The sequence below is a fragment of the Phyllobacterium ifriqiyense genome, assembly GCF_030817885.1.
Lineage (GTDB): Bacteria > Pseudomonadota > Alphaproteobacteria > Rhizobiales > Rhizobiaceae > Phyllobacterium > Phyllobacterium ifriqiyense.
On sequence record NZ_JAUSZT010000003.1, the window covers coordinates 1855977 to 1881901 of the forward strand.

The 25925-nt window shown below is 53.8% G+C and carries 20 protein-coding genes; 11 read left to right on the plus strand and 9 right to left on the minus strand.

What is annotated here, in order from left to right; translation table 11 throughout:
- The first annotated feature begins 70 nt into the window (after nucleotides 1-70).
- Together QFZ34_RS16675 and pbpC are read left to right on the plus strand one after the other, a co-directional pair.
- Entirely contained in the window at nucleotides 71-5509 is a 5439-nt protein-coding gene (locus QFZ34_RS16675; RefSeq protein WP_307283055.1) for an alpha-2-macroglobulin family protein, read from the plus strand.
- Entirely contained in the window at nucleotides 5509-7593 is a 2085-nt protein-coding gene (gene pbpC / locus QFZ34_RS16680; RefSeq protein WP_307283057.1) for a penicillin-binding protein 1C, read from the plus strand. Before QFZ34_RS16675 ends, pbpC begins: the two co-directional genes overlap by 1 nt.
- Nucleotides 7594-7632: 39 nt before the next feature.
- Here the strand turns inward: pbpC and QFZ34_RS16685 are convergent, their stop codons facing one another.
- The 6 genes from QFZ34_RS16685 to QFZ34_RS16710 all read right to left on the minus strand — a co-directional run bounded on the left by QFZ34_RS16685 (nucleotide 7633) and on the right by QFZ34_RS16710 (nucleotide 11113).
- Nucleotides 7633-7968 (minus strand): RcnB family protein, encoded by a 336-nt coding sequence (locus QFZ34_RS16685; protein ID WP_307283059.1) that lies wholly within the window; start codon nucleotides 7966-7968, stop codon nucleotides 7633-7635.
- Between the two features lie 148 nt (nucleotides 7969-8116).
- The gene (locus tag QFZ34_RS16690; RefSeq protein WP_307283063.1) at nucleotides 8117-9373 is read right to left on the minus strand and encodes a D-amino acid dehydrogenase; all 1257 of its coding nucleotides are present in this window, start codon (nucleotides 9371-9373) and stop codon (nucleotides 8117-8119) included.
- Nucleotides 9374-9789: 416 nt separating this feature from the next.
- Complete coding sequence (locus QFZ34_RS16695) at nucleotides 9790-9999, minus strand: cold-shock protein (RefSeq protein ID WP_091881096.1); 210 nt, start codon at nucleotides 9997-9999, stop codon at nucleotides 9790-9792.
- 326 nt (nucleotides 10000-10325) lie between these two features.
- Complete coding sequence (locus tag QFZ34_RS16700; RefSeq protein ID WP_115055182.1) at nucleotides 10326-10598, minus strand: hypothetical protein; 273 nt, start codon at nucleotides 10596-10598, stop codon at nucleotides 10326-10328.
- A 50-nt stretch (nucleotides 10599-10648) separates the two neighbouring features.
- A complete protein-coding gene (locus QFZ34_RS16705; RefSeq protein WP_307283084.1) occupies nucleotides 10649-10942 on the minus strand; it encodes a hypothetical protein in 294 nt (97 codons plus the stop codon).
- A 30-nt stretch (nucleotides 10943-10972) separates the two neighbouring features.
- Entirely contained in the window at nucleotides 10973-11113 is a 141-nt protein-coding gene (locus QFZ34_RS16710; RefSeq protein ID WP_307283087.1) for a hypothetical protein, read from the minus strand.
- A 769-nt stretch (nucleotides 11114-11882) separates the two neighbouring features.
- Between QFZ34_RS16710 and QFZ34_RS16715 the strand changes: the two genes are divergently transcribed.
- The 3 genes from QFZ34_RS16715 (at nucleotide 11883) to QFZ34_RS16725 (ending at nucleotide 15192) form a co-directional block, all read left to right on the plus strand.
- Nucleotides 11883-12809, plus strand: coding sequence for an NAD-dependent epimerase/dehydratase family protein (locus QFZ34_RS16715; protein WP_307283090.1), 927 nt, complete (start codon nucleotides 11883-11885; stop codon nucleotides 12807-12809).
- Nucleotides 12810-12966: 157 nt separating this feature from the next.
- Nucleotides 12967-14436, plus strand: a complete 1470-nt coding sequence (locus QFZ34_RS16720; RefSeq protein ID WP_115055180.1) for a Ppx/GppA phosphatase family protein — start codon at nucleotides 12967-12969, stop codon at nucleotides 14434-14436.
- Between the two features lie 45 nt (nucleotides 14437-14481).
- The gene (locus tag QFZ34_RS16725; protein WP_115055179.1) at nucleotides 14482-15192 is read left to right on the plus strand and encodes an RlmE family RNA methyltransferase; all 711 of its coding nucleotides are present in this window, start codon (nucleotides 14482-14484) and stop codon (nucleotides 15190-15192) included.
- Between the two features lie 3 nt (nucleotides 15193-15195).
- On the opposite strand, the gene QFZ34_RS16730 is transcribed toward QFZ34_RS16725, so the two are convergent.
- Nucleotides 15196-16599: a DHA2 family efflux MFS transporter permease subunit gene (locus QFZ34_RS16730; RefSeq protein WP_115055178.1), complete on the minus strand. Its 1404-nt coding sequence runs from the start codon at nucleotides 16597-16599 to the stop codon at nucleotides 15196-15198.
- A gap of 190 nt (nucleotides 16600-16789) precedes the next feature.
- Between QFZ34_RS16730 and QFZ34_RS16735 the strand changes: the two genes are divergently transcribed.
- From QFZ34_RS16735 to QFZ34_RS16750, 4 genes are all read left to right on the plus strand, one after another.
- Nucleotides 16790-17773: an MBL fold metallo-hydrolase gene (locus tag QFZ34_RS16735; protein ID WP_307283096.1), complete on the plus strand. Its 984-nt coding sequence runs from the start codon at nucleotides 16790-16792 to the stop codon at nucleotides 17771-17773.
- A gap of 197 nt (nucleotides 17774-17970) precedes the next feature.
- Nucleotides 17971-19476 carry an IMP dehydrogenase gene (gene guaB, locus QFZ34_RS16740; protein WP_115055176.1) on the plus strand — a complete coding sequence of 502 codons (1506 nt, stop codon included), beginning with the start codon at nucleotides 17971-17973 and terminating at the stop codon, nucleotides 19474-19476.
- A 20-nt stretch (nucleotides 19477-19496) separates the two neighbouring features.
- A complete protein-coding gene (locus QFZ34_RS16745) occupies nucleotides 19497-20033 on the plus strand; it encodes a DinB family protein (RefSeq protein ID WP_307283102.1) in 537 nt (178 codons plus the stop codon).
- 125 nt (nucleotides 20034-20158) lie between these two features.
- Entirely contained in the window at nucleotides 20159-22345 is a 2187-nt protein-coding gene (locus tag QFZ34_RS16750) for a mechanosensitive ion channel family protein (protein ID WP_307283106.1), read from the plus strand.
- Nucleotides 22346-22347: 2 nt separating this feature from the next.
- Here QFZ34_RS16750 and QFZ34_RS16755 read toward each other — a convergent pair whose 3' ends face one another.
- Nucleotides 22348-23406 (minus strand): SDR family oxidoreductase, encoded by a 1059-nt coding sequence (locus QFZ34_RS16755; RefSeq protein ID WP_307283108.1) that lies wholly within the window; start codon nucleotides 23404-23406, stop codon nucleotides 22348-22350.
- A 102-nt stretch (nucleotides 23407-23508) separates the two neighbouring features.
- Between QFZ34_RS16755 and QFZ34_RS16760 the strand changes: the two genes are divergently transcribed.
- Nucleotides 23509-24426: a LysR family transcriptional regulator gene (locus tag QFZ34_RS16760; RefSeq protein ID WP_307283110.1), complete on the plus strand. Its 918-nt coding sequence runs from the start codon at nucleotides 23509-23511 to the stop codon at nucleotides 24424-24426.
- Between the two features lie 86 nt (nucleotides 24427-24512).
- The gene (locus QFZ34_RS16765) at nucleotides 24513-24938 is read left to right on the plus strand and encodes an MAPEG family protein (RefSeq protein ID WP_115055171.1); all 426 of its coding nucleotides are present in this window, start codon (nucleotides 24513-24515) and stop codon (nucleotides 24936-24938) included.
- Nucleotides 24939-24940: 2 nt separating this feature from the next.
- On the opposite strand, the gene QFZ34_RS16770 is transcribed toward QFZ34_RS16765, so the two are convergent.
- Complete coding sequence (locus QFZ34_RS16770) at nucleotides 24941-25870, minus strand: hydrogen peroxide-inducible genes activator (protein ID WP_115055170.1); 930 nt, start codon at nucleotides 25868-25870, stop codon at nucleotides 24941-24943.
- Nucleotides 25871-25925 lie beyond the last annotated feature (55 nt).

The window sequence follows — 25925 nt, forward strand, 5'->3', positions numbered from 1 at the left end:
TGTTGACAAGTCACGACGAAGTTTAAAGAGTGCCCAACATCAGGATCAGTAGTGGCGTTGGGAGGACGATATGTCTGTGCGCGCAAGGTTTGGGCTTCTGGCTCTTCTCCTCACATTTTTTACCCCCATCTTACCGGCGGGGGCCGCGGAAATTAACCGCGATATCGTCACTACGAAGGACAGCGATTATTTCGGGTTTGATCTGCGCACGGAAGAAGATGTTACGCTGGATCAATGCGAAACCGTCTGTCTTGCAGATCAGGCGTGTAAAGCCTTCACCTACAATCCCAAGGTAAAGTGGTGCTTCCTGAAATCAGACTTCAAGGAGCTCAAGAGCTTCCCGGGTGTCTTTGCCGGAAAGGTCGTGGAGACCTCAGTCGAACCGGATATTGGCGCCGCTCCTAAAGTGCAGTTTGTTTCGGAGCAGTTCATCACCGATGCACGTGAGATCAAAGCCAATCTGTCGGCAACCGATGCTCAAAAAGCGATGGGTTTTGACAAGCTTATCGAGCTTGCAAGAAACAGCGCAGTTCCTACCTCCCTCGAGAATTATATGGCTGCTTTGTCGCTCGCACCCGGCAATGAAGACATATGGCTGGAGCTTGCAAAAGCTGGAAATGTTGGAGGCGATCGCTACAGGGGTGGTCAGTCTGCATTGGCTGCTTTTAATGCCTATCAATTGTCACGCACCACACAAAGCCGCGCAGAAGACCTTTCCGTCTTGGGAACGTCCCTGGAGATTGCGCAAAATTACCGGGCGGCAATCAATGCCTATAAGGCTAGCTTGGAACTGGTTGAAGCAAAGACAGTTCGGGCAGCACTCAATGATCTGCAGGCGCGTCAGGGCTTCCGCGTGGTCAATCACACGATTGATGCTGACAGTGCGACAGCACGTGCCTGCGTTCAGTTCTCAGAACCATTGGTAAAAATGGGGACGGATTACACGCCCTTCGTCACACTGAACGGCGTGCCGGCGAAAAGCGTTGAAGCCAAGGGTAGTGAGATCTGCGCCGAAGGTCTGACGCATGGTGAACGCTACAAGCTCGCGCTGCGTGCCGGTCTTCCTTCATCGGTGGGTGAATCTTTGGAGCGGCAAGTCGACCTTGATATTTACGTCAAGGACCGCACAGCCATGGTTCGGTTTACGGGTGACAGTTTCGTTTTGCCCAGCACGGCCCGTCGCGGCATTCCTATTGTGTCTGTCAATACCAGCAGCGCCAAGCTGAAACTCTACCGCATCGGCGATCGCGGTATTGCGCCTTTGCTGACGAGTTCGCAATTCCTTACGCAATTGGAAGGTTACAGCGCTCAAAGACTGCAGGACGAGGCGGGTGAAGCCATTTGGGAAGGCACGATTGATATTCAGACCGATTTGAACAAGGACGTTGTCACCAGCTTCCCTGTCGACGAGGCCTTGCCGCAGCGCAAGCCCGGCGTTTATGTGTTGACCGCCGTATCACCTGAAGCAAAGCAGGATGATTGGGCAGCGCTGGCAACCCAATGGTTCGTCGTTTCAGATATTGGTTTGTCGACATATACAGGCACCGATGGCCTGAACGTATTTGTGCGCTCGCTTGCCAGTGCCCAGCCGCTTATCGGCGTTGAATTGCAACTGCTCGCCAAGAACAACGAAATCCTTGGTACAGCGACAACCGATACGGATGGTCGTGCAACGTTCAGTGCGGGGCTAATGCGCGGCACTGCAGCTATGGTTCCCGCCGTGATCACCGCCCGCAACGGTGATGCTGATTATGTCTTTCTGGACATGACCCGAGCCGGTTTCGACCTTTCGGATCGCGGTGTTACGGGCCGCGCGGCTCCTGGCGCTATCGATATTCTGGCTTGGACCGAGCGTGGCATCTACAGGGCAGGTGAAACGGTCCACGTTTCGGCTCTCGCGCGTGACAACGCTGCAAATGCTATCGAGAAACTGCCACTCACTTTCGTATTCAAGCGTCCAGATGGCGTAGAAGACCGCCGGATGGTTAGTGATGGAGAGAATTTGGGCGGCCACACGCTGGATCTGGCTTTGCAGGCCAATGCCATGCGCGGCACGTGGACGATGCAGATATTCACCGACCCAAAGGGCTCTTCAATTGCGGAAAAGCAATTCATGGTCGAGGATTTCGTGCCCGACCGTATCGAGTTCGATCTGACAAGCGACGCCAAATCATTGGAGATCGGCCAGCCCGCATCTGTCACTATTGACGGGCGCTATCTATACGGCGCTCCTGCTGCGGGTTTGTTTGCGGAAGGCGAGGTCATTCTCAAGCCCACGCGCGAAAGAGAGGATTTCAAAGGTTACTTCTTCGGGTTGGCCGACGAACAGGCAAGTGAACCAGTATCCGTGCCGATCGAAGCTGCCGAAGCATTGGACGAAAACGGCAAGGCGACGTTTGACGTGACCATTGCCGACGCCCCTTCGACAACACAATTATTGAATGCAAATGTGGTTGTACGATTGAAGGAAGCAGGCGGACGCGCTGTTGAGCGTTCATTGACGCTGCCAGTCAAATCCGAAAGCTCGATGATTGGGATCAAGCCGGAGTTTTCCGGCGATCTCAGCGAGAATTCCGTTGGCAAGTTTAACGTCATAGCGCTTGATGCAAATGGGCAGAAGCAGGCCATGCAAGGTCTGTCATGGAAGCTGCTGAGCGTCGAGCGGAACTATCAGTGGTATCGCGACGGCAGCTCGTGGAAGTACGAGCCTATTTTGTCGACCAAGCAGGTTGCCAATGGCACAGTTGATGCCACCACGGATGGCGGGGCGATTTCAGTTCCCGTGACATGGGGACGTTTCCGGTTGGAAGTGGAAACAGCTGCTGCGGATGGTCCCACATCAAGCGTCGAATTCGACGCTGGTTACTATGTTGAAGCCGCATCGACGGAAACACCTGACGGCCTCGAAATTGCGCTGGACAAGGAGCAATATGCGCCTGGTGATACCGCCAAGCTGAAAGTTTCCTCGCGTTTCGCTGGCGAATTGCTGGTGACAGTCGGCGCTGAAAGCCTGCTGGCAACGACCAGAGCCAGCATTGGCGCGGAAGGCGGCGAAGTTGATATTCCTGTCACCGCCGATTGGGGTGCAGGAGCCTATGTCACGGCCACGTTGTTCCGTCCGGGCGATGCACAGGAAACGCATATGCCCATGCGAGCCATCGGTATTAAGTGGCTGAATGTGAATCCCGGCGATCGCAAGCTGGCAGTCAAGCTTGAAGCTCCGGAAAAAACCGAGCCACGCCAACCACTCAACATCGCATTGCAGGTTGCAGGCGCTGGCGCAAATGAGAACGCATTTGTTTCCGTGGCTGCAGTGGATGTCGGAATTCTTAATCTGACTCGTTACGAGGCTCCTGATCCTGATAACTGGTATTTTGGCCAGCGTCAGCTTGGGCTCGAAATCCGCGATCTCTATGGGCGTCTGATTGATAGTTCGCAGGGCGCAACAGGGAAACTGCGTACCGGCGGCGACGGCGCTCAAATGCCGATGCAGGGTAATCCTCCAACTGAAAAGCTCGTCGCATTCTTCTCCGGGCCCGTAAAGCTTGATGCGGAAGGTAAGGCGAACGTCAGTTTTGATATCCCGCAGTTCAATGGCACGGCGCGGGTCATGGCTGTCGCCTGGTCCAAATCCGGCGTTGGGCATGCCACCTCTGACGTGATTATCCGTGACCCGGTGGTAGTGACAGCAAGCCTGCCAAAATTCCTGACGCCTGGCGACAAAGCATCCTTGCGGCTTGATATAGCCAATACCGACGCGCCTGCTGGTGAATATCAGGTGCAGGTCACCGGCAATCCTGCCGTCGAGGTAGAGCAGCCCGGCGCATCGCAGGCGATCAACCTGACCGCTGGCGGCAAATTCGACCTTACCTTGCCGCTTGTTGGCGTTCATCCCGGCGATGGCGTTGTCTCGGTGAAACTGTCAAATACCGCCGGCATGTCGCTTGAACAAACGCTGAATCTTCCGGTTCGTCCAGCAACATTGCCGATGACTGTGCGCAAGCCAATCAAGCTTGCACCCAATGCCAGTGTCAAAGTGGACAGTGAATTGCTTGCCGGGAGTATCCTGCAGGGCGCTTCGGTTAGCCTCAACGTTACACGATCAACGGCGTTCGACATTCCTGCTCTGCTGATGACGCTTGATCGCTACCCTTATGGCTGCGCCGAACAGACCACCAGCCGCGCCTTGCCTTTGCTATATATGAGCGAACTGGCAAAGAAATCGGGTATAGCTGATGATGGCGATGTTCAAAAACGCGTTCAGGAAGCCATATACCGCGTGCTTGCCTATCAGTCTTCGTCCGGCAGTTTCGGCCTGTGGAGCCCAGGTTCGGGCGATCTTTGGCTCGATGCCTATGTCACGGATTTCCTGACACGAGCACGCGAACAGAAATATGACGTGCCGGAACAGGCGCTGGTTCAGGCGCTGGATAATCTCCAGAATTCGTTGAGCTATGACGTGAATGTCAAGGATCAAGGAAATGAAATAGCCTATGCGCTCTACGTATTGGCCCGCAATCGCAAGGCCGCAATCAGCGATCTTCGCTACTATGCCGATACGATGCTTTCGGAGTTTCCGACGCCCCTTGCAAAAGCACACATAGCTGCTGCGCTTTCGCTTTATGGCGATGGTCAGCGCTCGCAAAGCATTTTTACCGATATTGTCGGTAAGACATCGTTGTTGAGCAATGTCAGCCTGGTGCGCTCCGATTATGGTTCATCCTTGCGTGATGGCGCTGCCGTTCTTGCTCTGGCAGCCGAGAGCCGTCCGGTTCCGGCTATCATTCCGCAACTGTCAAAAATCGTTGCTGAACAATGGGAAAGCGCTCGGTACACCAGCACCCAGGAACAGACATGGATGCTCCTTGCTGCGCGTGCAATTCAAGACGGAGACAGCGATCTGAAGCTCGATATTAACGGTGTAGCCCATGCAGGTAGTTATGCGTCGCAGCTTACAGGCGAAGAACTGATTGCGTCGCCCGTGACAGTTACGAACACCAGCTCCGCTCCGCTTTCCGCAGTTGTCACTACGGTTGCTGCACCGTCGCAGCCCCTGCCGGCGGGCGGTGATGGGTTTAATATTGAACGCACCTATTACACGCTTGATGGTAGCGAGGCCAACGTCACAGAGGCCAAGCAGAATGAGCGCTATGTCGTTGTTTTGAAGATAACAGAGAACAATAGATGGCCCTCGCGTGTTCTGGTTACGGATCTGTTGCCCGCTGGTTTTGAGATCGACAATCCCGGCTTGGTCAATAGTGCCAGCTTGACCAATTTTGACTGGATAGGTGAGGTCGAGGCGGCTCACACGGAGTTCCGTAGTGATCGTTTCGTTGCTGCGTTTGATAGGGTCGCCAGCGATAATAGCGAAATTACGCTTGCTTACGTTGTTCGCGCCGTCACACCGGGCAATTACAGCCATCCTGCCGCTAGCGTCGAGGACATGTATCGCCCGCAATTTTCTGCCCGCACTGCCTCTGGCCGCATGGAGGTCGTCGAAGCACAATAATGCTTACGTGGCGGACATTCTGCATCGGCGTTTCTGCCAATCTTGTGTTGGCGACCCTGTTGGCCTTTGGACTCGACGCGGCGGATCATGCGTTCCCGCCGCCTCTTGAAAAAGCGCGCGAGGTCTCAACTGAAGTGGTTGACGCGGATGGCCAGTTGTTGCGTGCCTTTGCAACTACTGAAGGCCGGTGGCGACTGGGTACAAAGACCAAGGATGTTGACCCGCAATTTGTGCGCATGCTGATCGCCTATGAGGATCAGCGATTCATGGACCATCGGGGCGTTGATCCTCTGGCCTTGGGACGGGCTGCATTCCAGCTGGTCACTCATGGGCGCATCGTCTCTGGTGCGTCTACCTTGTCAATGCAGGTTGCCCGGCTTATCGAGCCCCGTGAAGGCCGGTCGCTCACGGCAAAATTCCAGCAGGTCGTGCGGGCGTTGCAGATCGAGCGCCGCTTAAGCAAATCGCAGATTCTCGATCTCTATCTGACGCGCGCTCCTTACGGAGGCAATCTTGAAGGCGTTCGCGCGGCAAGCTTGAGCTATTTCGGCAAGGAACCACGTCGCTTGAGCGTTTCGGAAGCAGCATTGCTGGTTGCTCTGCCGCAATTACCGGAAAAGCGAAGGCCAGACCGTAATGCTGGTGGGGCGACAAATGCGCGAGAACGCGTACTCAAACGCATGGCGGTGGAAAAAATTGTCGGGGAGGGCGAGGCTGAACGCGCAGGCTTGATCCCCGTCTCCTCCCGCCGTCTGCAACTCCCCGCCCTTGCAGCTCACCTTGCAGAAGCTGCCGCAAAAAAAGAACCGCAAGTCAAACGTCATCAGACCACCCTGCGCCGTAAGGTTCAGGAGGGACTGGAAACTGTTGCGCGTGATGCAGCTGTGAAGCTCGGTCCCAAACTGTCTGTCGCCATGGTGATGGCTGATGCCCGCACTGGCGAAATCGTTGGAGAAGTTGGTTCCGCCGATTATTTTAATGCCAGCCGTTCGGGCTGGATAGATATGACGCGCATCAATCGTTCGCCGGGATCGACGCTGAAGCCCTTCATTTATGGGCTTGCCTTTGAAGATGGTCTGGTCAGCCAGGAAACGATGATTGAAGATCGTCCCACAGACTTTTTCGGCTATCGGCCGCGCAATTTCGATATGAGCTATCAAGGTGATGTCAGCGTCAGGCAGGCATTGCAATTGTCGCTGAATGTGCCAGCGGTGCGTCTGCTCGATGTGGTTGGGCCAACGCGTTTGATGGTTCGTTTCCGCCGCGCTGACGTGCGTCCGGTTCTGCCAGCCAATGAGGCCCCCGGATTAGCAATTGGACTTGGCGGCGTCGGTACGACGTTGAAAGATCTTGTCCAGCTCTATGCTGCGCTGGCCAATCAGGGCAGGCCAGTACAGTTAGGGGATGGTATCCGGGAAAAGCCCGCGGTCATTGAGGGTGAGCCTTTGCTTGAACCTGTCGCTGCCTGGCATATTGCCGATATCCTGTCCGGCGTCATGCCGCCTTTGGGCGCGGGCCAGCGTGGCATCGCGTACAAGACTGGTACAAGCTATGGTTATCGTGACGCTTGGTCAGTGGGCTTTGATGGGGCTTATGTACTTGGTGTTTGGGTAGGGCGGCCGGATAATGGTGCTGTCCCGGGTATAACAGGGTTCGCCTCCGCGGCGCCTATCCTGTTTGAGGGTTTTGCCAAATCCGGCATTGCAATAACGCCTTTGGCCCGTGCACCGGCTGGAGCAGCGCGAGTTGCACAGGCGGAATTGCCCATAAGTCAACGCCGGTTTTCCATGACGCCAAGCGGGCTTCTCGCCTCATCAACACGGGAACCCGCGCCGCAGATAATTTATCCACCGGAAGGTGCGCGAGTCGATCTTGGCGCCAAGCAAGGAGGCCATATAAACCCGCTCATATTGAAGCTGCAAGGCGGCAGAGCGCCGTTCCGTTGGCTGGCCAATGGCAAGCCTTTGCCGGATATGTCGCGCAGACGAGTCAATCAATGGACGCCGGATGGTGGAGGATATTCGACTTTGACGGTTGTCGATTCGATGGGGCGGGCGGCTACTGTTCGCGTTTTCATAGACTGAAAAAGCGGCGCTGGAGGTCGCCGCTTTTCAGTCTTCTGTTTATCGGGCTTGAACCAGCGCCGAAATGATGCCGGATGTGATGCCGATCAGCACGTAATTATCGTCAGCTCTTACCCAGTGATAACCACGTGGCGGGGTCCGCAGGTGATAGCGATGATAGTCGCGCACCACGTTGCGACGATAGCTTGACGGTAATGCATGACCGCGCGACCAGCGTGTTTTCTTCACAACGACCTTCTTGGTAACGATGCGCTTTTTGACGACACGTTCGCGTTGCTGGTCGTAATGGCGACCTTGGTCGTGTCGCTGCTGGGCGAAAGCTGCGGGCGTGGCTAGAAGTGATATGGCAATTGCTGCCAGAGCGATCTTTTTCATTTTCGTTTCCTCGTGAGCTGCATGGTTTGGGAAAGACCTCAGACACGCAATGGTTGTATCTCTGGCGAGATGAACGAAAACTGAATGTGAACCTAAACAATTTGTAATGTTTTAAAGCACTTAGTGCGGATTGTACGTGGTCTTAACATCAGCCGTAGCGGCTGATGTTAAGTGGCGATGGGTCGACATCCGGGGATTTGCCAGATACCAGATCGGCGAGAACGCGGCCCGACCCGCATGCCATGGTCCATCCTAGCGTCCCATGGCCGGTATTGAGATAAAGATTGGAATATTTTGTCCCGCCGCCGATGATTGGCGGACCATCGGGCGTCATTGGGCGCAGGCCCGTCCAGAAACTTGCTTTTGAAATATCGCCGCCCTTGGGGAACAGATCGCCGACCGAATGAGCCAATGTTCCCCGGCGTGCTTCGCGCAATGTCAGGTCATAGCCGGAAATCTCAGCGGTGCCGCCGACGCGAATACGATCACCAAGGCGAGTAATTGCAACCTTGTAGCTTTCATCCATGACGGTCGAAACCGGCGCGCCAGCAGGATCGGTGATCGGAACGGTAATGGAATAGCCTTTCACCGGATAGACGGGAATATGCACCCCGATGCGACGTAGCAGGAAGGGAGAGTAGCTGCCAAACGCGATCACATAGGCATCAGCGGTCAGTTCTTCTGTTTCCGTCGAAACACTGGCGATCTTGTTCGTGCTCGTATTAATGGACGTGATCGTCGTGTTGAACCGGAAGGTCACACCCGCTTCGGCACAACGCGCCGCCAGCTTTTCGGTAAACATCTGGCAATCACCCGTTTCGTCGCCAGGCAATTGCAAGCCGCCGACAAACTTTCCGCGCACATTGGCCAATGCGGGCTCGGCTGCAATGCAGCCTTCTGGGTCAAGCAGATTATAAGGCACGCCAAACTGCTTCAGAACATCAATATCACCGCCGGTGCCATCATATTGGCTCTGGGTGCGGAAAAGCTGCAGCGTCCCTTGCGTGCGCTCATCATAGGTGATGCCGGTTTCTTCGCGAAGCGCCTTGAGACTATCGCGGCTATATTCTGCAACAGGCACCATCCGAGCCTTATTGCGCGCATAGCGTGCAGATGTGCAGTTGCGCAGCATTTTTGCCAGCCATAACGCCATGTAGGGATCGAATTTCGGCCGCACGACGAGCGGGCCAAAATGCATCAGCATCCATTTGATGGCTTTTACCGGGACACCGGGACCTGCCCAAGGTGATGAATATCCCGGTGAAATTTCTCCGGCATTGGCAAAGCTGGTTTCCTGTGCGGGCCCCGCTTGGCGATCCACCACCACAACTTCATGTCCTGCCTCCGCAAGATACCAGGCCGACGTGACACCGACGACGCCACTGCCAAGGACGAGAACTTTCATGAATGGGAACTCCTTCGAACCACACATCAGCCGCGAAAAGCAGGCTGTCAAACCGAATCGTACCTTGTGGGTTAGAACGCAGTCTTTCCAGTGTTTTCTTGGTGCTTGCGCTGAAATGTCATGGAGAATGCCGCCTTTTCCCAGGATGCCCAGAGTTCGCGGCGTCAAGCGCGTTGAAGTGGGGCAACACGGTGCAAAGCTGGCGAGACGCTTGGGTTCATAAACCTGTCCATCGCGGATGTGACCGCAAATTCTGCGTGAGGCAATGACGGTTGAACAAAGTCTGCCGACCGTGGCTATAAGCCCGCCAGAAATCCAGGCAAAATAAAAGGCCGGGAAAACCCGACCTTCTCAAATTCATCTTTGCTATCAGTGCCAGTACATCCGTGGTCAAAGACCGCGAAGACGAATTATAATCAACCAGCCTGAAGCTGATCAGCAGTCATCTTGCCGGACTTGTTGTCACGGACCAATTCGAAGCTGATCTTCTGACCGTCATTGAGGCTGCGCATACCAGCGCGCTCAACTGCGGAGATGTGAACGAACACGTCTGCCGAACCGTCATCAGGTTGAATGAAGCCGAAGCCCTTTGTGGAATTGAACCACTTTACTGTTCCAGTGCTCATGATGAACCCTTTCAATGGAAATATCTTAATACAGGGCACGACGCGCCATGCAGTTTTTAGCTCGATTTTTGAAGAAGGATCTTTCAGAGCGCCTGAGACGCAATAAAACTGTTAACTAACTACCAAATACCGATATCACACATATAAGGCGAAGCACCTGTTTCGTCAATGCGGACCGCCAGAAATAAATATAAAGACTTTGCCAAGCCTAATATATCAATTAGCACATAAGAATTTTAACTGAAAACTATTTCTCGATTTCTGCGTGTAGAAAATCACAAATAGCTCCTTCAGTCTCGGCCTTGAGGTGCTCTGGCAGGCAGTAACTACTTGGCTTTTGTCGCCCGGGAGACTTTCGCCTTGGCTTTGGATTTAGGCGCTGCTTTTGGCGGTTGCGCCGCAAGTTCGGCTTCGTCGGCAGCTTCTTTCGCAAGACGAAGCGCTTTTAGCCGGGCTGTCTTGCTCTCCCACTTATTGGTCTCATCATTGATGATGGCGGAGGCGGCAGCTGTGGTAGCCAGACTTTTCTGCTCTGAGGGGCTGAGCACCCGCTTCGGGCGCACACCGACTTCGGGCAATTGTTTTGGACTATGTTTCATCGTGTCTCACATTGTTAGCTTACAATAATGACACGCGACGGCTGCCAAGTCTATCTTACAATCTTTTGACCGGACGGCCGCCATCCCCTGGCGAAACCATATGACATTGCCAAAGCTGCATATTCGATTTCGCGCAAAAGAAAGTCGCGCTCAGCTAAAAGAGCAGCCACGGTCGCCCTTGCATCACCCTGATGATAAGCGAGAGCTTCATCAATTTCATCCTCTGGTTGTCTCAAGATGGCGTTCATAGGAATCTCCTTTTCAAAAATACTGCCACAACCGAACATATTTGAAAAGGATTTTGTTCTCTTTTTGTTCCACAAAATGAGAACGTGCCGGAACATGGTTTGCCATGTTGGCCGGCACATATTGATTCAAGCTTTCGGCTTGCCCTTAGGCGTGGTTGCCTCTGCCTTTTTCATCATCGAGCTAAAAGGAACTTCTGCTTTCGCTGCGACCTTTTCCTTTTTTGGCTTGCGCGTTTCTTTGTTGCTGCGTTGCTGACCCTTGGCCATGGTGCCTCCTACCGGTTATACCAGGATACTTCACGGAATCAGTCGTTTGGAATGAATTGGCGGCCGAAACCTCTGACGCCGCGAAAAGCCAAGCCTGGCCAAAAGACGATTTTACAATACAGAAGCTTAGAGGTTTAATTCGGGCGTGTCACGGGCTCAGTTTTTGATTGCGGCAGCCCTGCCGCTCTTATTTGCTCAATTTTGGAATATTCTTACGGATTGAGCATAAGCAGCAGTGCAATAAACACAGCAAATATTGCAAAATTGAACCAAAAATTGGCTGTTCGTGAGTACATTTTCGATCTCCTGCCTAGCCGCGCCGGGAGCATTAACGAAGCGCTTAACCCGATGCGGAGCGTTCAGCCTATGATAACGCCCACTACGCCAGACTTGTTCCAGCTTTGCGGAGCCGGCGGGGTTTCAGGCCGAACAAAAGTCGAACCAATTAGCCATACAATGATTAAAAATATCACAGCGATTGCAGCCAAGAACAATAATCCAGTTAATTGTACTGGCTGCTGGTCATTATCGAGCATGGGATTCGTCTCAAAATTGTGACAATGGTCTAATACAACTTATGCGCGAATTATCAATCAGAACATCTGTCAATCTTCAGGATCAAAAGCACTGCCTTTTGATATTTGGCCTCGTACAACGTGATTGAAAATCATTTGTTCCGATGAGGTATTGGAACATGAGTTAAAATTACTGACTTCTATTGCTCGTTCTATTTTGCTCTTAATAGGAGTTCTTGAAAGGGATGAATCACATGGCTTCGGCTACTGTTCTTGTTACCGGGGCCACGGGCTTTGTCGGAACTGAGCTTGTTCCGCTTTTGCTGGCATCGGGATATCGGGTGGTTGCCGCTGTGAGAGACGGAGCAACGGGTGTCGTTGCCGGAGTAAAAACTGTTCGTTTGCCAGTTCATGATGAGCCCGACGCTGCTTTCGAGACTATTCTGGATGGCGTCGATCATGTGGTTCATCTGGCAGCCATTGCGCATACAAGGCTGGAAAATGGCGCTGAAATATACAATGCAGTAAACCATGTTCTTCCAGCCAGACTGGCGAAGGCCGCGGATAAAGCCATTACAGGCAAGTTCATTTTCATGTCATCAATAAGGGCGCAATGCGCTAATATTGCTCAGGGTGTCGTGCTTGAATCAGATGATCCACAGCCCACTGACGATTACGGGCGGGCGAAACGACACGCAGAAATCGACATAGCCAAATTCATGCCCCGCCGAAACTATACGATATTGCGGCCAGTCCTGGTTTACGGTGCCGGTGTAAAGGGCAATCTGGCGGCTTTGATAAAACTAGCGGCATTGCCGATCCCGCTTCCATTCAAATCCCTCGCCGGCAAAAGGTCTCTTGTTCATCGTTCGTCACTTTGTGACGCTGTAATTCATTGCCTCAATCAACCAAAAACCGATGGCGGAACCTTCATCGTCGCCGATAGTAGCCCGGTCACAGTTTCGCAGATACTTGTCGCCCTGCGTCGGGGTGTCAAAAGAAACCCCTCATTGTTCACATGTCCTGTCTGGATCATGGATATTGCGGCACGTATCACGGGGCAGCGCGATCGTTGGGCCACGTTGAACGGCGACCTTGTTGCCAGTTCAATGCTGTTGCAATCCACGGGGTGGAAGGCAGTAGAAAATACCGAGGGCGAGATTGAAAAACTGGCTGGCTGAACGAGCTAAAAGGTGCGATGCGAGCCTTCTCGACAGTTAGGCGGTAAAACGTCTCTTGGATATTCGCCAATCCGTGTTACATTATCTCCAACATTAATTGAAAAGCGCCTTGCTTTGCGTCCTTCGATGGTTCGCGCGGTGCTCAAAGGATAAAAGAGTGAAAGACCCCGAACTGGGTGCCTCATTGGCGCCGCATGGGGCGTCTGGTGGAATCAATGTGCCAAATGGTGCAAGTGATTCTGCCAAGAACGGGTCCGGACAACATGGTAATCCCGTGCAAGAGGTACAGGGTAGCCTTTCCGGTTCCGAAGAACGGCGCTTCGACCCGAACCCCAAGAAACGTGCGCGCCGCAGACGGCGTGGCAAGTCAAAGCAGGCTCCTGTTTTGGCGGAGAATGCCGTATCGACGGCTGCATCTGCGCCCGCCGCTGTCAGTCCAGCGGCCGCAGCCGCCAAACCAGCTAAAAAGCGACGGCCAAATCGCTTTCGCCGTCGTGGGCGCGCAGGCAATAAAGGCCCTGTGCAGAGCGCTGAAGCCAGCGTGGTCACCTTGCAAGTTCAGCCATCGGCAGCGGCACAGCCTGTAATTCAAGATGCGGTCCGTAAAGACAACCGGCACTCGGGAGCCGCGCTCTATGCCGCGCTGGATCTGGGTACGAATAATTGCCGGTTGCTCGTTGCTTCTCCCACGCGCCCCGGCCAGTTTCGGGTCGTGGATGCGTTTTCCCGCATCGTTCGTCTGGGCGAAGGGCTTGGCGCCACAGGCCGGCTGAACGAGAACGCAATGAATCGTGCCATTGAGGCATTGAAAGTTTGCCGGGACAAGCTTGATAGCCATGATGTGCGGCGTGCGCGCCTGATTGCAACCGAAGCCTGCCGACAAGCTTCAAATGGTGAAGAGTTTTTGGCGCGGGTAAAGGATGAAACGGGACTCGATCTCGAAATCATCAATCGCCAGACTGAAGCCCGGCTCGCTGTTTCCGGTTGCGGCACATTGGTCGAGCGGGAGACTGACGCGGTGGTCCTGTTCGACATTGGTGGCGGATCTTCCGAAATCGCATTGATTGACGTTTCCGAGCGTCGCTCACCCCGGTTGGCGGAGCACATCATAGCCTGGACCTCGCTGCCGGTTGGCGTGGTAACACTGGCGGAGCGCTTTGGCGGCCGCGACGTGACGACGGATAATTTCGCGGTCATGGTCGATCACGTTGCTGAACTCATCAATGAATTTACAGAGCGTCACAAGCTTGGCGATCTGGTAAAAAGCCAGAATTTCCATTTGCTTGGAACGTCCGGCACCGTAACGACGCTGGCCGGTATTCATCTCGGACTGGAGCGCTATGATCGCCGCCGTATTGATGGCATCTGGATGCAAAATGACGATGTGACTGAAATGACGAGCAGACTATTGTCGTGGAGTTTTGACGAGCGTGTCGCAAATCCTTGCATTGGTGCTGATCGTGCTGATCTTGTACTTGCCGGTTGCGCAATTCTGGATGCCATCCGCAATGTGTGGCCCAGCCAGAAATTACGCGTTGCGGATCGTGGCCTTCGCGAAGGTATTTTAACCGAACTCATGTCGCGCGATGGCGCGTGGCGCAATCGCTGGCTTCGTCCCAGCGCATAAGCAAGATTAGGCGCGATTGATATAGCGCGGAAAACAGGGGCCCAGATGGCTAAGACGACAACAGGCGGACGCGGCGGCACAGGCACGCGCGGGCTGCACACCAAGATCAAGAAGAAGGCCGGGACGATCAAGGAATCCTCGCGCCGTTGGCTTGAGCGCCACATTAATGATCCCTACGTCCAGCGATCAAAGGCGGATGGCTATCGGTCGCGCGCCGCGTATAAACTCATCGAAATCAATGATCGTTACAAGATCTTGAAAAAGGGTCAGCGCATTATCGATCTCGGCGCTGCTCCGGGCGGATGGAGCCAGATAGCTGCTTCCATCGTGGAATCGCCCGCACATCAGCCGACAGTCGTTGGCATTGACTATCTGCATATTGATCCGCTGCCGGGTGTTACCTTGCTTGAGATGGATTTTCTCGACGACGCTGCACCGGAAAAACTGATTGAAGCTTTGGGTGGGGAGCCTGATATCGTGATGTCTGATATGGCAGCTCCAACAACGGGCCATCGCCGTACCGATCATATCCGTACAACGCACCTATGCGAAGTTGCCGCCGATTTTGCGGTGTCTGTTCTGCGCCCGGGTGGCCACTTCCTGACCAAGACCTTCCAGGGCGGCACGGAAAATGAGGTACTGACACTTCTCAAGAAGCACTTCAAATCCGTGCATCATGTCAAGCCGCCAGCTTCCCGTGCAGAGTCGGTCGAACTTTATCTTTTGGCCCGAGACTTCAAGGGCAGAGACGTCTGATTGCTATTCGGCAGGTGAAACAACCTTGATTCGTGGCCGATGGCCGGAAACCTCCGCCCCGGCGTCCGCTTTCAAGCCGCGAAATGACAGGCAAGCAAGTCCGGAAACCGCGGCAACGATAAAGAATGCCGTATGAAAGTCTGATAGTTGCAGCGGCCCTCCATGCAACTTTGTAGACACTTCAAGAATGCCGCCAGCGACAGCAACACCCAGGGCTATCGAAATTTGCTGTGCGACAGAACTGATTGGAGTGGCCTGGCTGGTCTGTTCATTGGGAATATCCGCATAGGCCAGCGCATTTGTTCCGGTGAAAAACAGCGAACGGAAAAAACCGCCGGCGAGCAATAATAGGATCATCAGCCAATAGGGCGTTGCCGGCGTGAAAAGCCCGTTGACCGCGATAAAGACCGCCGCGACGACGGAGCCATACATGAGCGAGTTGCGAAAACCGGTCTTGGCGTAGAACCATTTTGTCACAAGCTTCATGCTCATCGCTCCCAAAGCTGACACGAATGTAATCATGCCTGACTGGAAGGGCGTCATGCCGAAGCCGATCTGAAACATGAGCGGCAGCAGGAAAGGGACAGCGCCGACGCCAATACGAAACAGGCTGCCACCAACGATGGATGCCCGGAACACCTGGTTTTTGAAAAGATCGAGCGCCAGCAAAGGCTCTGGCTTGTTGCGCGCGTGAAAAAGATAAAGAACGGTAGATACAAGTCCAACGGCAAGTGTTGTCAGCCCTACCCATGAGGGCAGCGCAGGCAGGCTGACAACCGACAACCCAAATACGACACCGGAAGCGGCGATTCCGCTCAAAAAGAAACCGATAACATCAAGCGGCCGCCGTACCAGTGTTTCCACGGAAGGCAGGTAGCGTGTGGCAAACCAGATCCCGATTATTCCAATCGGCACGTTGATCAGGAAGATCCAGTGCCAGCTGAAATAGGTCGTGAGAAAACCTCCGACGGGCGGGCCCAATAGCGGTCCGATCAGCGCAGGCATGGTCAGCCACGCCATTGCCCCCACAAGCTCATTGCGCGGCGTTGATCGCACAAGAACGAGACGCCCCACCGGTGTCATCATTGCGCCGCCGACGCCTTGAAGAAAACGCGATACGACAAAGGCCAGCAGCGAATTTGATACCGCGCAGGCGATGGAACCGAGAACAAACACCACGATCGCGGCACGAAACACGTTTTTTGCACCGAACCTGTCTGCCATCCACCCGCTTACGGGGATGAAAACCGCAAGCGAGACGAGATAGGCGGTCAATGCCAGCTTCAGTGCAATGGGGCTCGTCCCAATGTCCGCCGCGATGGCTGGCAGGGATGTCGAAATAACAGTCGAGTCCATCTGCTCCATGAAGAGGGCGACGGCGAGGACGAGTGGAATGACACGGTTCAAAATCTAATCCAGTTCTCAAAGCATTGAGAAAGCGGGTCCGGTGCCGGACAACAGCTCATGAGCGATGCGATAGCACCGGCATTGCTGGTGCTCAAGCCGCGATCAAACAGAAGTGATCTACGCATGTCTTTGTTTTTGGTCTTTCCGCGTTACAACCTGAAAAGCATTCGCACCTCAAGGAGATTGATCCATGTCAACATTTGAGATTTCGCGCCGCGATCTGTTTCTGGCTTCCACTGCGATGGCTGGAGGACTGGCATCAGCCAGTATTATGGGCACCGCTGAAGCTGCCGTGCGGCATTCGGATATACAATCCCCCGGCTTCAAGCGTTTCAAACTTGGTGACTTTGAAATAACCACCTTGCTTGACGGTTTGCGCCCGGGAGACGGGCCTCATCCGACTTTCGGAGCCAATCAAACCCAGGAAACAGTTGCAGAGCTTATGCGCAATAATTTTCTGCCGGAGACCAAGTTCGTCAATGGCTTCACCCCTGTCTTGATCAATACCGGTTCTGACGTCGTGTTGGTTGATACCGGTTTTGGCGTTGGCGGGCGTGAAAATGGTCTGGGCCAGTTGGAAAACAACATGAAAGCAGCCGGATATACGCCGGATGCGGTCACCGTCGTTCTCATCACCCATATGCACGGAGATCATATTGGTGGGCTCATGAATGGCGATAAACCGGCTTTTGCCAATGCGCGTTATGTAGGCGGCCAGATCGAATATGATTTCTGGACAGATGCCGCACGCACAGGAACGCCCGCTGAAAATAACGCGAAAGCGGTCAATGCCAAGGTCAAGCCGCTTGCCGACAAATTTACCTTTATCAAGGCTGGCGATGAGGTTGTGCCGGGTATTACCAGTGAAGCAGCCTATGGCCACACGCCGGGTCACATGATTTTTCATGTAGAGTCGGCAGGCAAGCGCCTGGTTTTGACAGCCGATACCGCCAATCACTATGTGGCGTCGCTGCAACGTCCTGAATGGGAAGTGAGCTTTGACGGCGACAAGGCAATGGCCGCAGAGACCCGTAAGAAGGTTTTCGATAAGATTGCCGCTGATAAAGTACCCTTCATCGGCTACCACATGCCTTTCCCGAGTGTTGGTTATGCGGAAAAGCTGGAAACAGGCTATCGCTTCGTGCCTGCGACCTATCAGTTCGACGTCGGGTGACGGGCATTTCTATTTTGGCAATTGCAATATTATGTGTCTGAACAGGGCGTAAAGGGCCAGCAGTTGCGTTTACGGCTTTTCAAACTGACATAAGCATGTTACCAGCCCGTGCCAATTCACTTGAACAGACCTTGATCGACGCTCCACCTCACGTGGCGCGTCCTTTAGTCGTATTAGCCGTATGTTAGGAATTGGTAATGGCAAAAATCGTTGAATCCGCAACAGGCGCACTTGCACTGACATTTGATGATGTCCTGCTGCAACCCGGTCATTCCGAAGTTATGCCTGGCCAGACGGATATCCGCACCCGTATCGCAGCTGATATTGAGCTGAACCTGCCTCTCTTGTCTGCCGCCATGGATACTGTCACCGAGTCGCGCCTTGCAATCGCTATGGCGCAGGCTGGGGGCATGGGTGTCATCCATCGCAATCTGACACCGGAATTGCAGGCTGAAGAAGTCCGGCAGGTCAAGAAGTTCGAATCCGGTATGGTCGTAAATCCGGTCACCATCGGCCCGGATGCAACGCTCGCCGATGCGCAGGCGTTGATGCGTGCCCATGGCATTTCCGGCATTCCGGTTGTCGAGAATGCGGGTGAGGGTAGCCGCAAGCCTGGCCGCCTCGTCGGTATCCTGACTAATCGCGATGTGCGTTTCGCATCGGATCCGGCGCAGAAAATCTATGAGCTTATGACGCGCGAGAACCTGATTACTGTTCGCGAGAACAATGTTCAGCACGAAGAAGCCAAGCGATTGCTTCATCAACACCGCATTGAGAAGCTGCTGGTCGTAGACAATAAAGGCCACTGTGTTGGCCTGATTACCGTCAAGGATATGGAAAAGTCGCAGCTTAACCCGAATGCAGCAAAGGATGCGCAGGGCCGTTTGCGCGTTGCCGCTGCTTCCAGTGTTGGCGAAGATGGTTTTGAACGCGCCGAACGCCTCATCGCCGCAGGTGTCGATATTCTTGTCATCGACACAGCGCACGGTCATTCCCAGCGTGTGCTTGATGCGGTTACCCGCGCCAAGAAAATGTCAAATGCCGTGCGGATCATTGCCGGTAACGTCGCCACCGCTGCCGGAACACAGGCTCTAATCGATGCGGGCGCCGATGCGGTCAAGGTTGGTATTGGACCCGGCTCAATCTGCACCACGCGTATCGTCGCCGGTGTTGGTGTGCCGCAGCTTTCCGCCATCATGTCGGCGGTGGAGGCTGCACAGAAAGCCGATATTCCAGTTATTGCCGATGGCGGTATCAAGTATTCGGGCGATTTCGCCAAGGCGCTGGCTGCCGGCGCATCTGCTGCCATGGCCGGCTCTGCGCTTGCTGGCACCGAAGAAAGCCCCGGTGAAGTCTATTTGTATCAGGGCCGTTCATTCAAAGCCTATCGCGGCATGGGCTCCGTCGGCGCAATGGCACGCGGCTCGGCAGATCGCTATTTCCAGGCGGAAGTGCGCGATGAGCTAAAGCTTGTTCCAGAAGGCATTGAGGGTCAGGTCGCCTATAAGGGCCCGGTTTCTGGCGTTCTGCATCAGCTTGCTGGCGGCCTGCGCGCTTCCATGGGTTATGTGGGTGCAAAAAATCTGGAAGAATTCCGCGAAAAGGCTACATTCGTCCGTATTACCAATGCTGGTCTGCGCGAGAGCCACACCCATGATGTCACCATCACCCGTGAAAGCCCGAACTATCCCGGCGGCAACTGATCATCTGAAAGGTGAGGGTGATGTCTGACATCTCCCTTCAAGCCCATTTTTCGGCCATGGCGCGCAACAGCGCCTGGTCAAATCATCGATTGCTGACTGCCTGTGAGCAGTTATCACCTGCCGAATTTGCTCAAGAGCGCACCAGTTTCTTTCCCTCGATACAGCTGACCCTTAATCATAACCTGATCGTCGATCACATATATATGGCTGATATGATCGGCGTTGGTCGGGCGAATATTGGTTTGGAAGGCGACGTACCATTTCCTGCTGCCAGCGACTTGAAGAAGGCACAGGAGGAATTTGATAAGTCGCTTATCGATTTTTGTGACGGGTTGAGCGCTGCTGACCTTGCCCGGGTTATATCCATCACATGGAGAACCGGAGACACATCTCGCGAACCGATTTCTCTCGTCCTGTCGCATCTGTTCGTGCACCAGATTCACCACCGCGGGCAGGCCCATGCCATGCTGGCCGGGACAAACGTTCCGCCGCCGCAGCTTGATGAATTCTTTCTCAATTACGACGAGCCACGAAGAACAGGCGAGCCCTATACTTGAAATGCCGCAACCTTCTTTGTTGACAGACAAGACCTGCCGGATTGTGCTAGATAATTCATAATACTGCTGGGGTTGGCCATAACCAATCCATGCAGGCGTGTCACTCTTTGCGTTGATGGCAGCCCATGACCGTTTTACCTTCTTCATTGCTGAAAGTACTGATTAGTGTTTTTGCGGTGCTGTTCTTATTGACGTCACCAGTTTTTGCTCAGAGTGCACCAGCTGCCGAGCCGACCACACCGACGAAAGTTGACCAGTTTATCCAGCTGCTGTCCGACCCCGAAGTGAAGACATGGCTGGAAAAGGAGCTGGCAAAACCGACACCTCCTGTGGCTACCGGTACAGTGACATCAGAATCCGCGACCATGACAAAATCCATGGTCTCGTCTTCTCTCGACACGGTGAAACAGCATATTGAACGCACCGCCAGAACAATCCCGGACCTGCCGAGACAGTTCATGCAGGCGCGTTCCACAATTATGTCCGAGCTGAGCGACCGCGGTCTCTTGGGTGTATTCCTGCTGGTAGGTATTTTTATTGCTGCCGGTATCGCATTGCAGAGACTGGTTTATCGCCTGACAGTGCGATATCGTCGATGGCTCATCAGCTTATCGAAGGATACGCCGCAGGGCAGGGCGAAGAAAATCAGCGCCCGTTTTCTATACTCCGGCCTCATGATCCTTGCCTTCAGCGTCGGCAGCACAGGCGCATTCATGATTTTCGAGTGGCCGCCATTATTGCGTGAGATCGTGCTTGCTTACTTGACCGCTGCAACCGGCACATGGGCTGTCAATGTGTTCTGCAAGGCAGGATTGATCACATCCAGCATGCAGGTCGCACATTCGGAGGAAGTGCGGGCATTGCCAATATCAGACGAAACCGCCGATCACTGGAGCCATTGGCTTGTCATCATTGCCGGCTGGTTCCTGTTTGTGGATGCAACCTTCTCGCTGCTGCCGCTTTTGGGTCTGACCTCAGACGGGATTGTCGCACTGGCCATACCGGCAAGTTTTGTCCTGTTGTGTCTTGGGCTGGTTGCTATATGGCGCCGTCCGCGGGCTTCGGTTGCGGAGGGCAAAAAGCAGTTGGTCAGTCATGTTGCTGCGACATGGCTGATGACGGTCTATTTTATCGGACTTTGGTTGCTCCAGCTGACGGGAGCCTGGGTGCTTTTCTCGGTTGTCGCGCTTGCATTCGTGATCCCGCTGCTCGTCATCATAGCGCACAAGGCGGTCCATTTCATATTGCGGCCCGCAACAGCCGAAGCAGGGGGCGCAACTGTTCCCGCCGTTACGCTTGCGGTCGTTGATCGCGGCATTCGCGTCGCGTTGATCTTGCTTGCCATATTCATTACGGCCCGCATGTGGGGCGTCGGCATGTCCAGCATGCAGAACCTCCAAAACCCGACAACGACGCTGATTGTTCGCGGTATTGTCAATACGCTGGTCATCGCTCTTGCTGCAGACTTCGGCTGGAGCATCATAAAGGCATTGATCGAGCGCAAGCTTGGTGTCCATCATCACGCACAGGAAGAACATGCCGAGATCGATCCGCAGCAGGCACGGTTGCGTACTCTGTTGCCGATCATTTCCAATATTCTGTTCGCTTCTCTTCTGATCATGGCAATCCTGATGATCCTCTCTTCGATTGGTATTCAGATCGGGCCGTTGATTGCGGGCGCGGGCGTCGTCGGCGTCGCCATTGGCTTTGGTGCGCAAACCGTGGTGAAGGATGTTATTTCCGGCGTGTTCTACCTGCTCGACGATGCGTTCCGTATTGGCGAGTATATTAGCAGCGGGAAATATATGGGCACGGTTGAAAGTTTCAGCCTCCGCTCGATCAAGCTTCGCCACCATCGTGGTCCGGTTTTCACCATACCCTTCGGGGAGTTGGGAGCAGTGCAGAACCAGAGCCGCGATTGGACGATGGACAAGTTCAATATCACCGTAGGCTTTGACACAGATATTGAAGCTGCGCGAAAGTTGATCAAACGTGTGGGAGCTGAGCTTGCAACTGATCCAGAATTTGCCCCTTGGGTCATTGAACCAATTAAAATGCAGGGTATTCAGGAATTTGGCGAGTACGGCATAGTGCTGCGTATGAAGATGACGACAAAACCTGGCGGAGCCTTCGCAATGAAGCGCAAATTCTTCATCGCCGTGCGCAAGGCTTTCAAGGAAAACAACATTGAACTGCCTGTCCCAACTGTCCACGTGCAGAAAGGCGAAGAAATCGCACCGGTCGTGGCACAGAACCATACTGCGCGCCGCAAGCGCGCAGCCGTATTAAAGGCAGCTGAAGACGCCGCCTGATCTTATGGGATAATTTTGCGTGCCTTCAGATCATCGAAGACACGCAGAAACATTTCCTCCGTGTGGATATACTCATGAAAGCCGGCGCGCCGCAGTTTTGTCCCGTCGGCAAAGAAATCATAATCCCAGCCGAAAACGAAATCGCCAAAGCCCCACGCGGAGACGTCGGAATAGGGCGTTGGCGCAAGACTGTGCTTTTCCACCATCTGCTCCCACAGTTTCGCTTTGTCAGCCATGATGACATTAAGTGACATGGGCAAAGGTGGGGCAACATCCAAGCCGAAATATTGCGCAATTCTGGGCCATAATTCGCTCCAACGGAATAAATCGCCATTATTGATGTTGAAGGCCTGATTGCCGCATTGCGGATTAGTCGCAATGAATACAGTCGCGCGTGCCAATAGACCGGCATCCGTCATTTCCAGGAGGCTGTGATATGCGCCGGGCTTTCCTGGAAAACGCAATGGAATACCAAGCTCCTTCGACATGGACGCATAGACAGCAATGACCGACGCCAGATTCATGGGATTACCCAGAGCAAAGCCGATAACCACAGAAGGGCGCAATGCCGACCAGTTCCAGCTTTTGCCCTTTTGCAAGGCTTCAAGGAAATCCTGCTGGTCGATGTTGAATTCCGGCGGCATGTGATTGGCGTCGGTTTCGCGTGCCGGCGTTTTGAACGGGCCCAGATGTGCACCATAGACCTTATAGCCTTGCATGAGACTGATATGCTCAAGGCTAGGCGCAATCGGCTCGATTGCATTCACCACATTGACCAGCATTGCCAGATTGGGCGCGACCAGCTCGGCCCAGCTTGGACGATCCTGGTAGGCCGCATAAAATATGTGAGTGATATTGGTCAGATGGGAAAGCTTGGCTTTTGCTTCTGCCGCATTAAGAAGATCGACGGCGATATGACTGACTTTCCCTACCGTCTCACCGCCTCGCCGTGACAGACCAACAATATCCCAATCGCCAAGCTCGACCAGATGCGCAATAAGATTGCTGCCGATAATGCCATTGGCACCGACAACAACTGCCTTCTTCGTTTTTTCCGTCATTTGAACCGCTCCATTTTACTGGAGGGAATATCATCCATGCATAATTGTTTGTGTAGAGCGTCAATAATGATATGATTCATAAGAGAAACTTTGAGGTGAGTGATGGATCGGTTATCGGCGATGAAAACTTTCGTGCGCGTCGCAGAGCTTGGAACTCTGTCCGCCGCTGCACGTGAGCTTGGCCTGACACAGCCCGCCGTCAGCCAGCAGATCGCTGCTCTTGAACGTCATCTGGGTATCAGCCTTTTTCATCGTTCGACGCGTCAGCTTGTCGTGACTGAGGGAGGCGAAACCTACTATCGGCGCGCCCTTGAAATATTGCATGCGGTGGATGAAGCGGAAGAGGGCGCCAGCGCCTATTCCACTGCGTTACGAGGTAGTTTGCGCATCCACGCGCCCGTCGGCTTTGGCCAAATGTACCTCGCTCGCTTTGTAATCAATTTCCAGCAGCAGCATCCGGATTTGCGGTCTGAACTGGTCCTCGACGACCGCATTGCCGATCTGATCACCGATAATGTCGACGTGGCTATCCGGTTCGGCGCAATGAAATCATCTGACTTGATTGCACGTAAACTCGGCTCATTTGACAGGGTTCTGGTCGCCTCTCCAGACTACATCACCACACATGGCAGCCCGGTCACGCCGGATGATCTCGTCAAGCACGGGTTTGTCCGTTTCATTTGGTCCCCGCCGGGAGAAATGGTGCCTTTGATAGGGCCAGATGGTTCGGTCGATGCGGCAATCAGGTCTGTTTTCCTCGCCAATAACGCATTTGTGCTCAATGACGCTCTCTGCGCAGGCCTTGGTATTGGTGCCGCACAGCTGCCGCTTGTTCAACCCTTGATCAATGGTGGAAAGTTGGTTCGCATATTGCCGGATTATGGATATGCGCCGATGGACATCCATGCCGTATATGCCAGCGGGCGTTTCCTGCCACGCAAGATCAAGCTGTTCGTCGAATATCTTTTGGCGGAAATGAGATCGATACCGGGCTTGCATATGGTCAATTCCCGCACATAAGCACCGTCAGTAAATTATGCATAGGGACGATGGAGAATTTCCGCAGTCTCCTTTATTGGAAACATTCCGGATAGCAGGAGAACGCCATGTCACAGACACAAATTTTCTGGCCCATGATCACTTTGACCTTTCTGATCTATTGCGTTTATTTACTGCTTTTTCTTCGGCGCCGGCGGGCGGTCATGAGCGGTCAGGCCAAGATTCAAGAGTTCATCATTCCAACGAGCGAGCCGGAAATCAGCGCAACGACGATCCGCAACCTGGGCAATCTCTACGAAGTGCCACTGTTGTTCTATGTCGTTTGCCTGTCACTCTATGTGGTCAACGGCGTATCATATCTCGCTGTGGTCATCGCCTGGCTCTTTGTCGGCGCGCGGTTGGCTCATACGTTTATTCACGTCACGACGAACCGGCTTCGTTATCGGCAGCCGATTTTCGTATTGGGCTTTATTCTCAATGGCGTTCTTTGGATCATGCTGGCCATGCACCTTCTGCTGCCACCAGTGGTTTAAGTTTAAGCCACCAAATCAGCCAATTCTTTTTCTGAAACGGTCAATTTGCGGCCGCAATCCATGATGACAGCCGCAAGCGCCTCAAAATCTTCGCGTCGTTTGCTCTGCTTTCGCCAGATTAACCCTATTTCACGGGCGGGTTCAGGAGCGGCAAAAGATGAAATCCTTACATTATTGCGGCCAGCCTCGGTCCGAACGGCTATTTCCGGAATCAATGTGAGACCCATGCCGTGGCTGACCATCTGCAATAATGTCGCCAGACTGGTCGCGCCATAATTGACGAGTTGTCTTTGCTTGACGCTGGTACATACAGCCAAGGCCTGATCGCGCAGGCAGTGGCCTTCTTCCAGCAGCAGCAGGCGCTCAACAGCAACATTCTCCTGCGTCATGGGCGATGAAAGAATATCCGTGTCGTTGCTCGATGTGGCGATCAGAAAACGATCACGGAAAAGCGGCATCGAGACTGTGCCCTCGCCATCGATAGGCAGCGCGGCGATCAGGACATCGAGATCACCAAGCCGCAAATCCTCCACCAGCTTCGAGGTTAAAGCTTCGCGCAGTTCAATGGAAAGATCCGGATAGTTGTCGTGCAGGTGCGGGATGAGTATCGGCAGCAGGTAGGGCGCTATGGTTGGGATGATTCCGAGACGCAGGCGACCCAGCAAAGTGCCGCGCTTTTCCAATGCCAGATCTTCCAATGAGCGGATTTCATCAAGAATGCTCTGGATTTTAGGCAGCAATTTGCGACCCATATCTGTCAAAACAACCGAGCGACGGGTCCGCTCAAACAATGTCGTACCAAGTCGCGTTTCCATTTCCGCTATTTGGGCTGAGAGAGCAGGCTGCGATATACGCGCCGCCTCTGCTGCCTTGCGAAAGTGCAGCGTGGTGGCGAGGATATCAAAATAGCGCATTTGCCGTACAGAAAACATGATAGGTAAATCCTATCAATAATAATTCTAAATACAATTGGAAACTATGATTGGA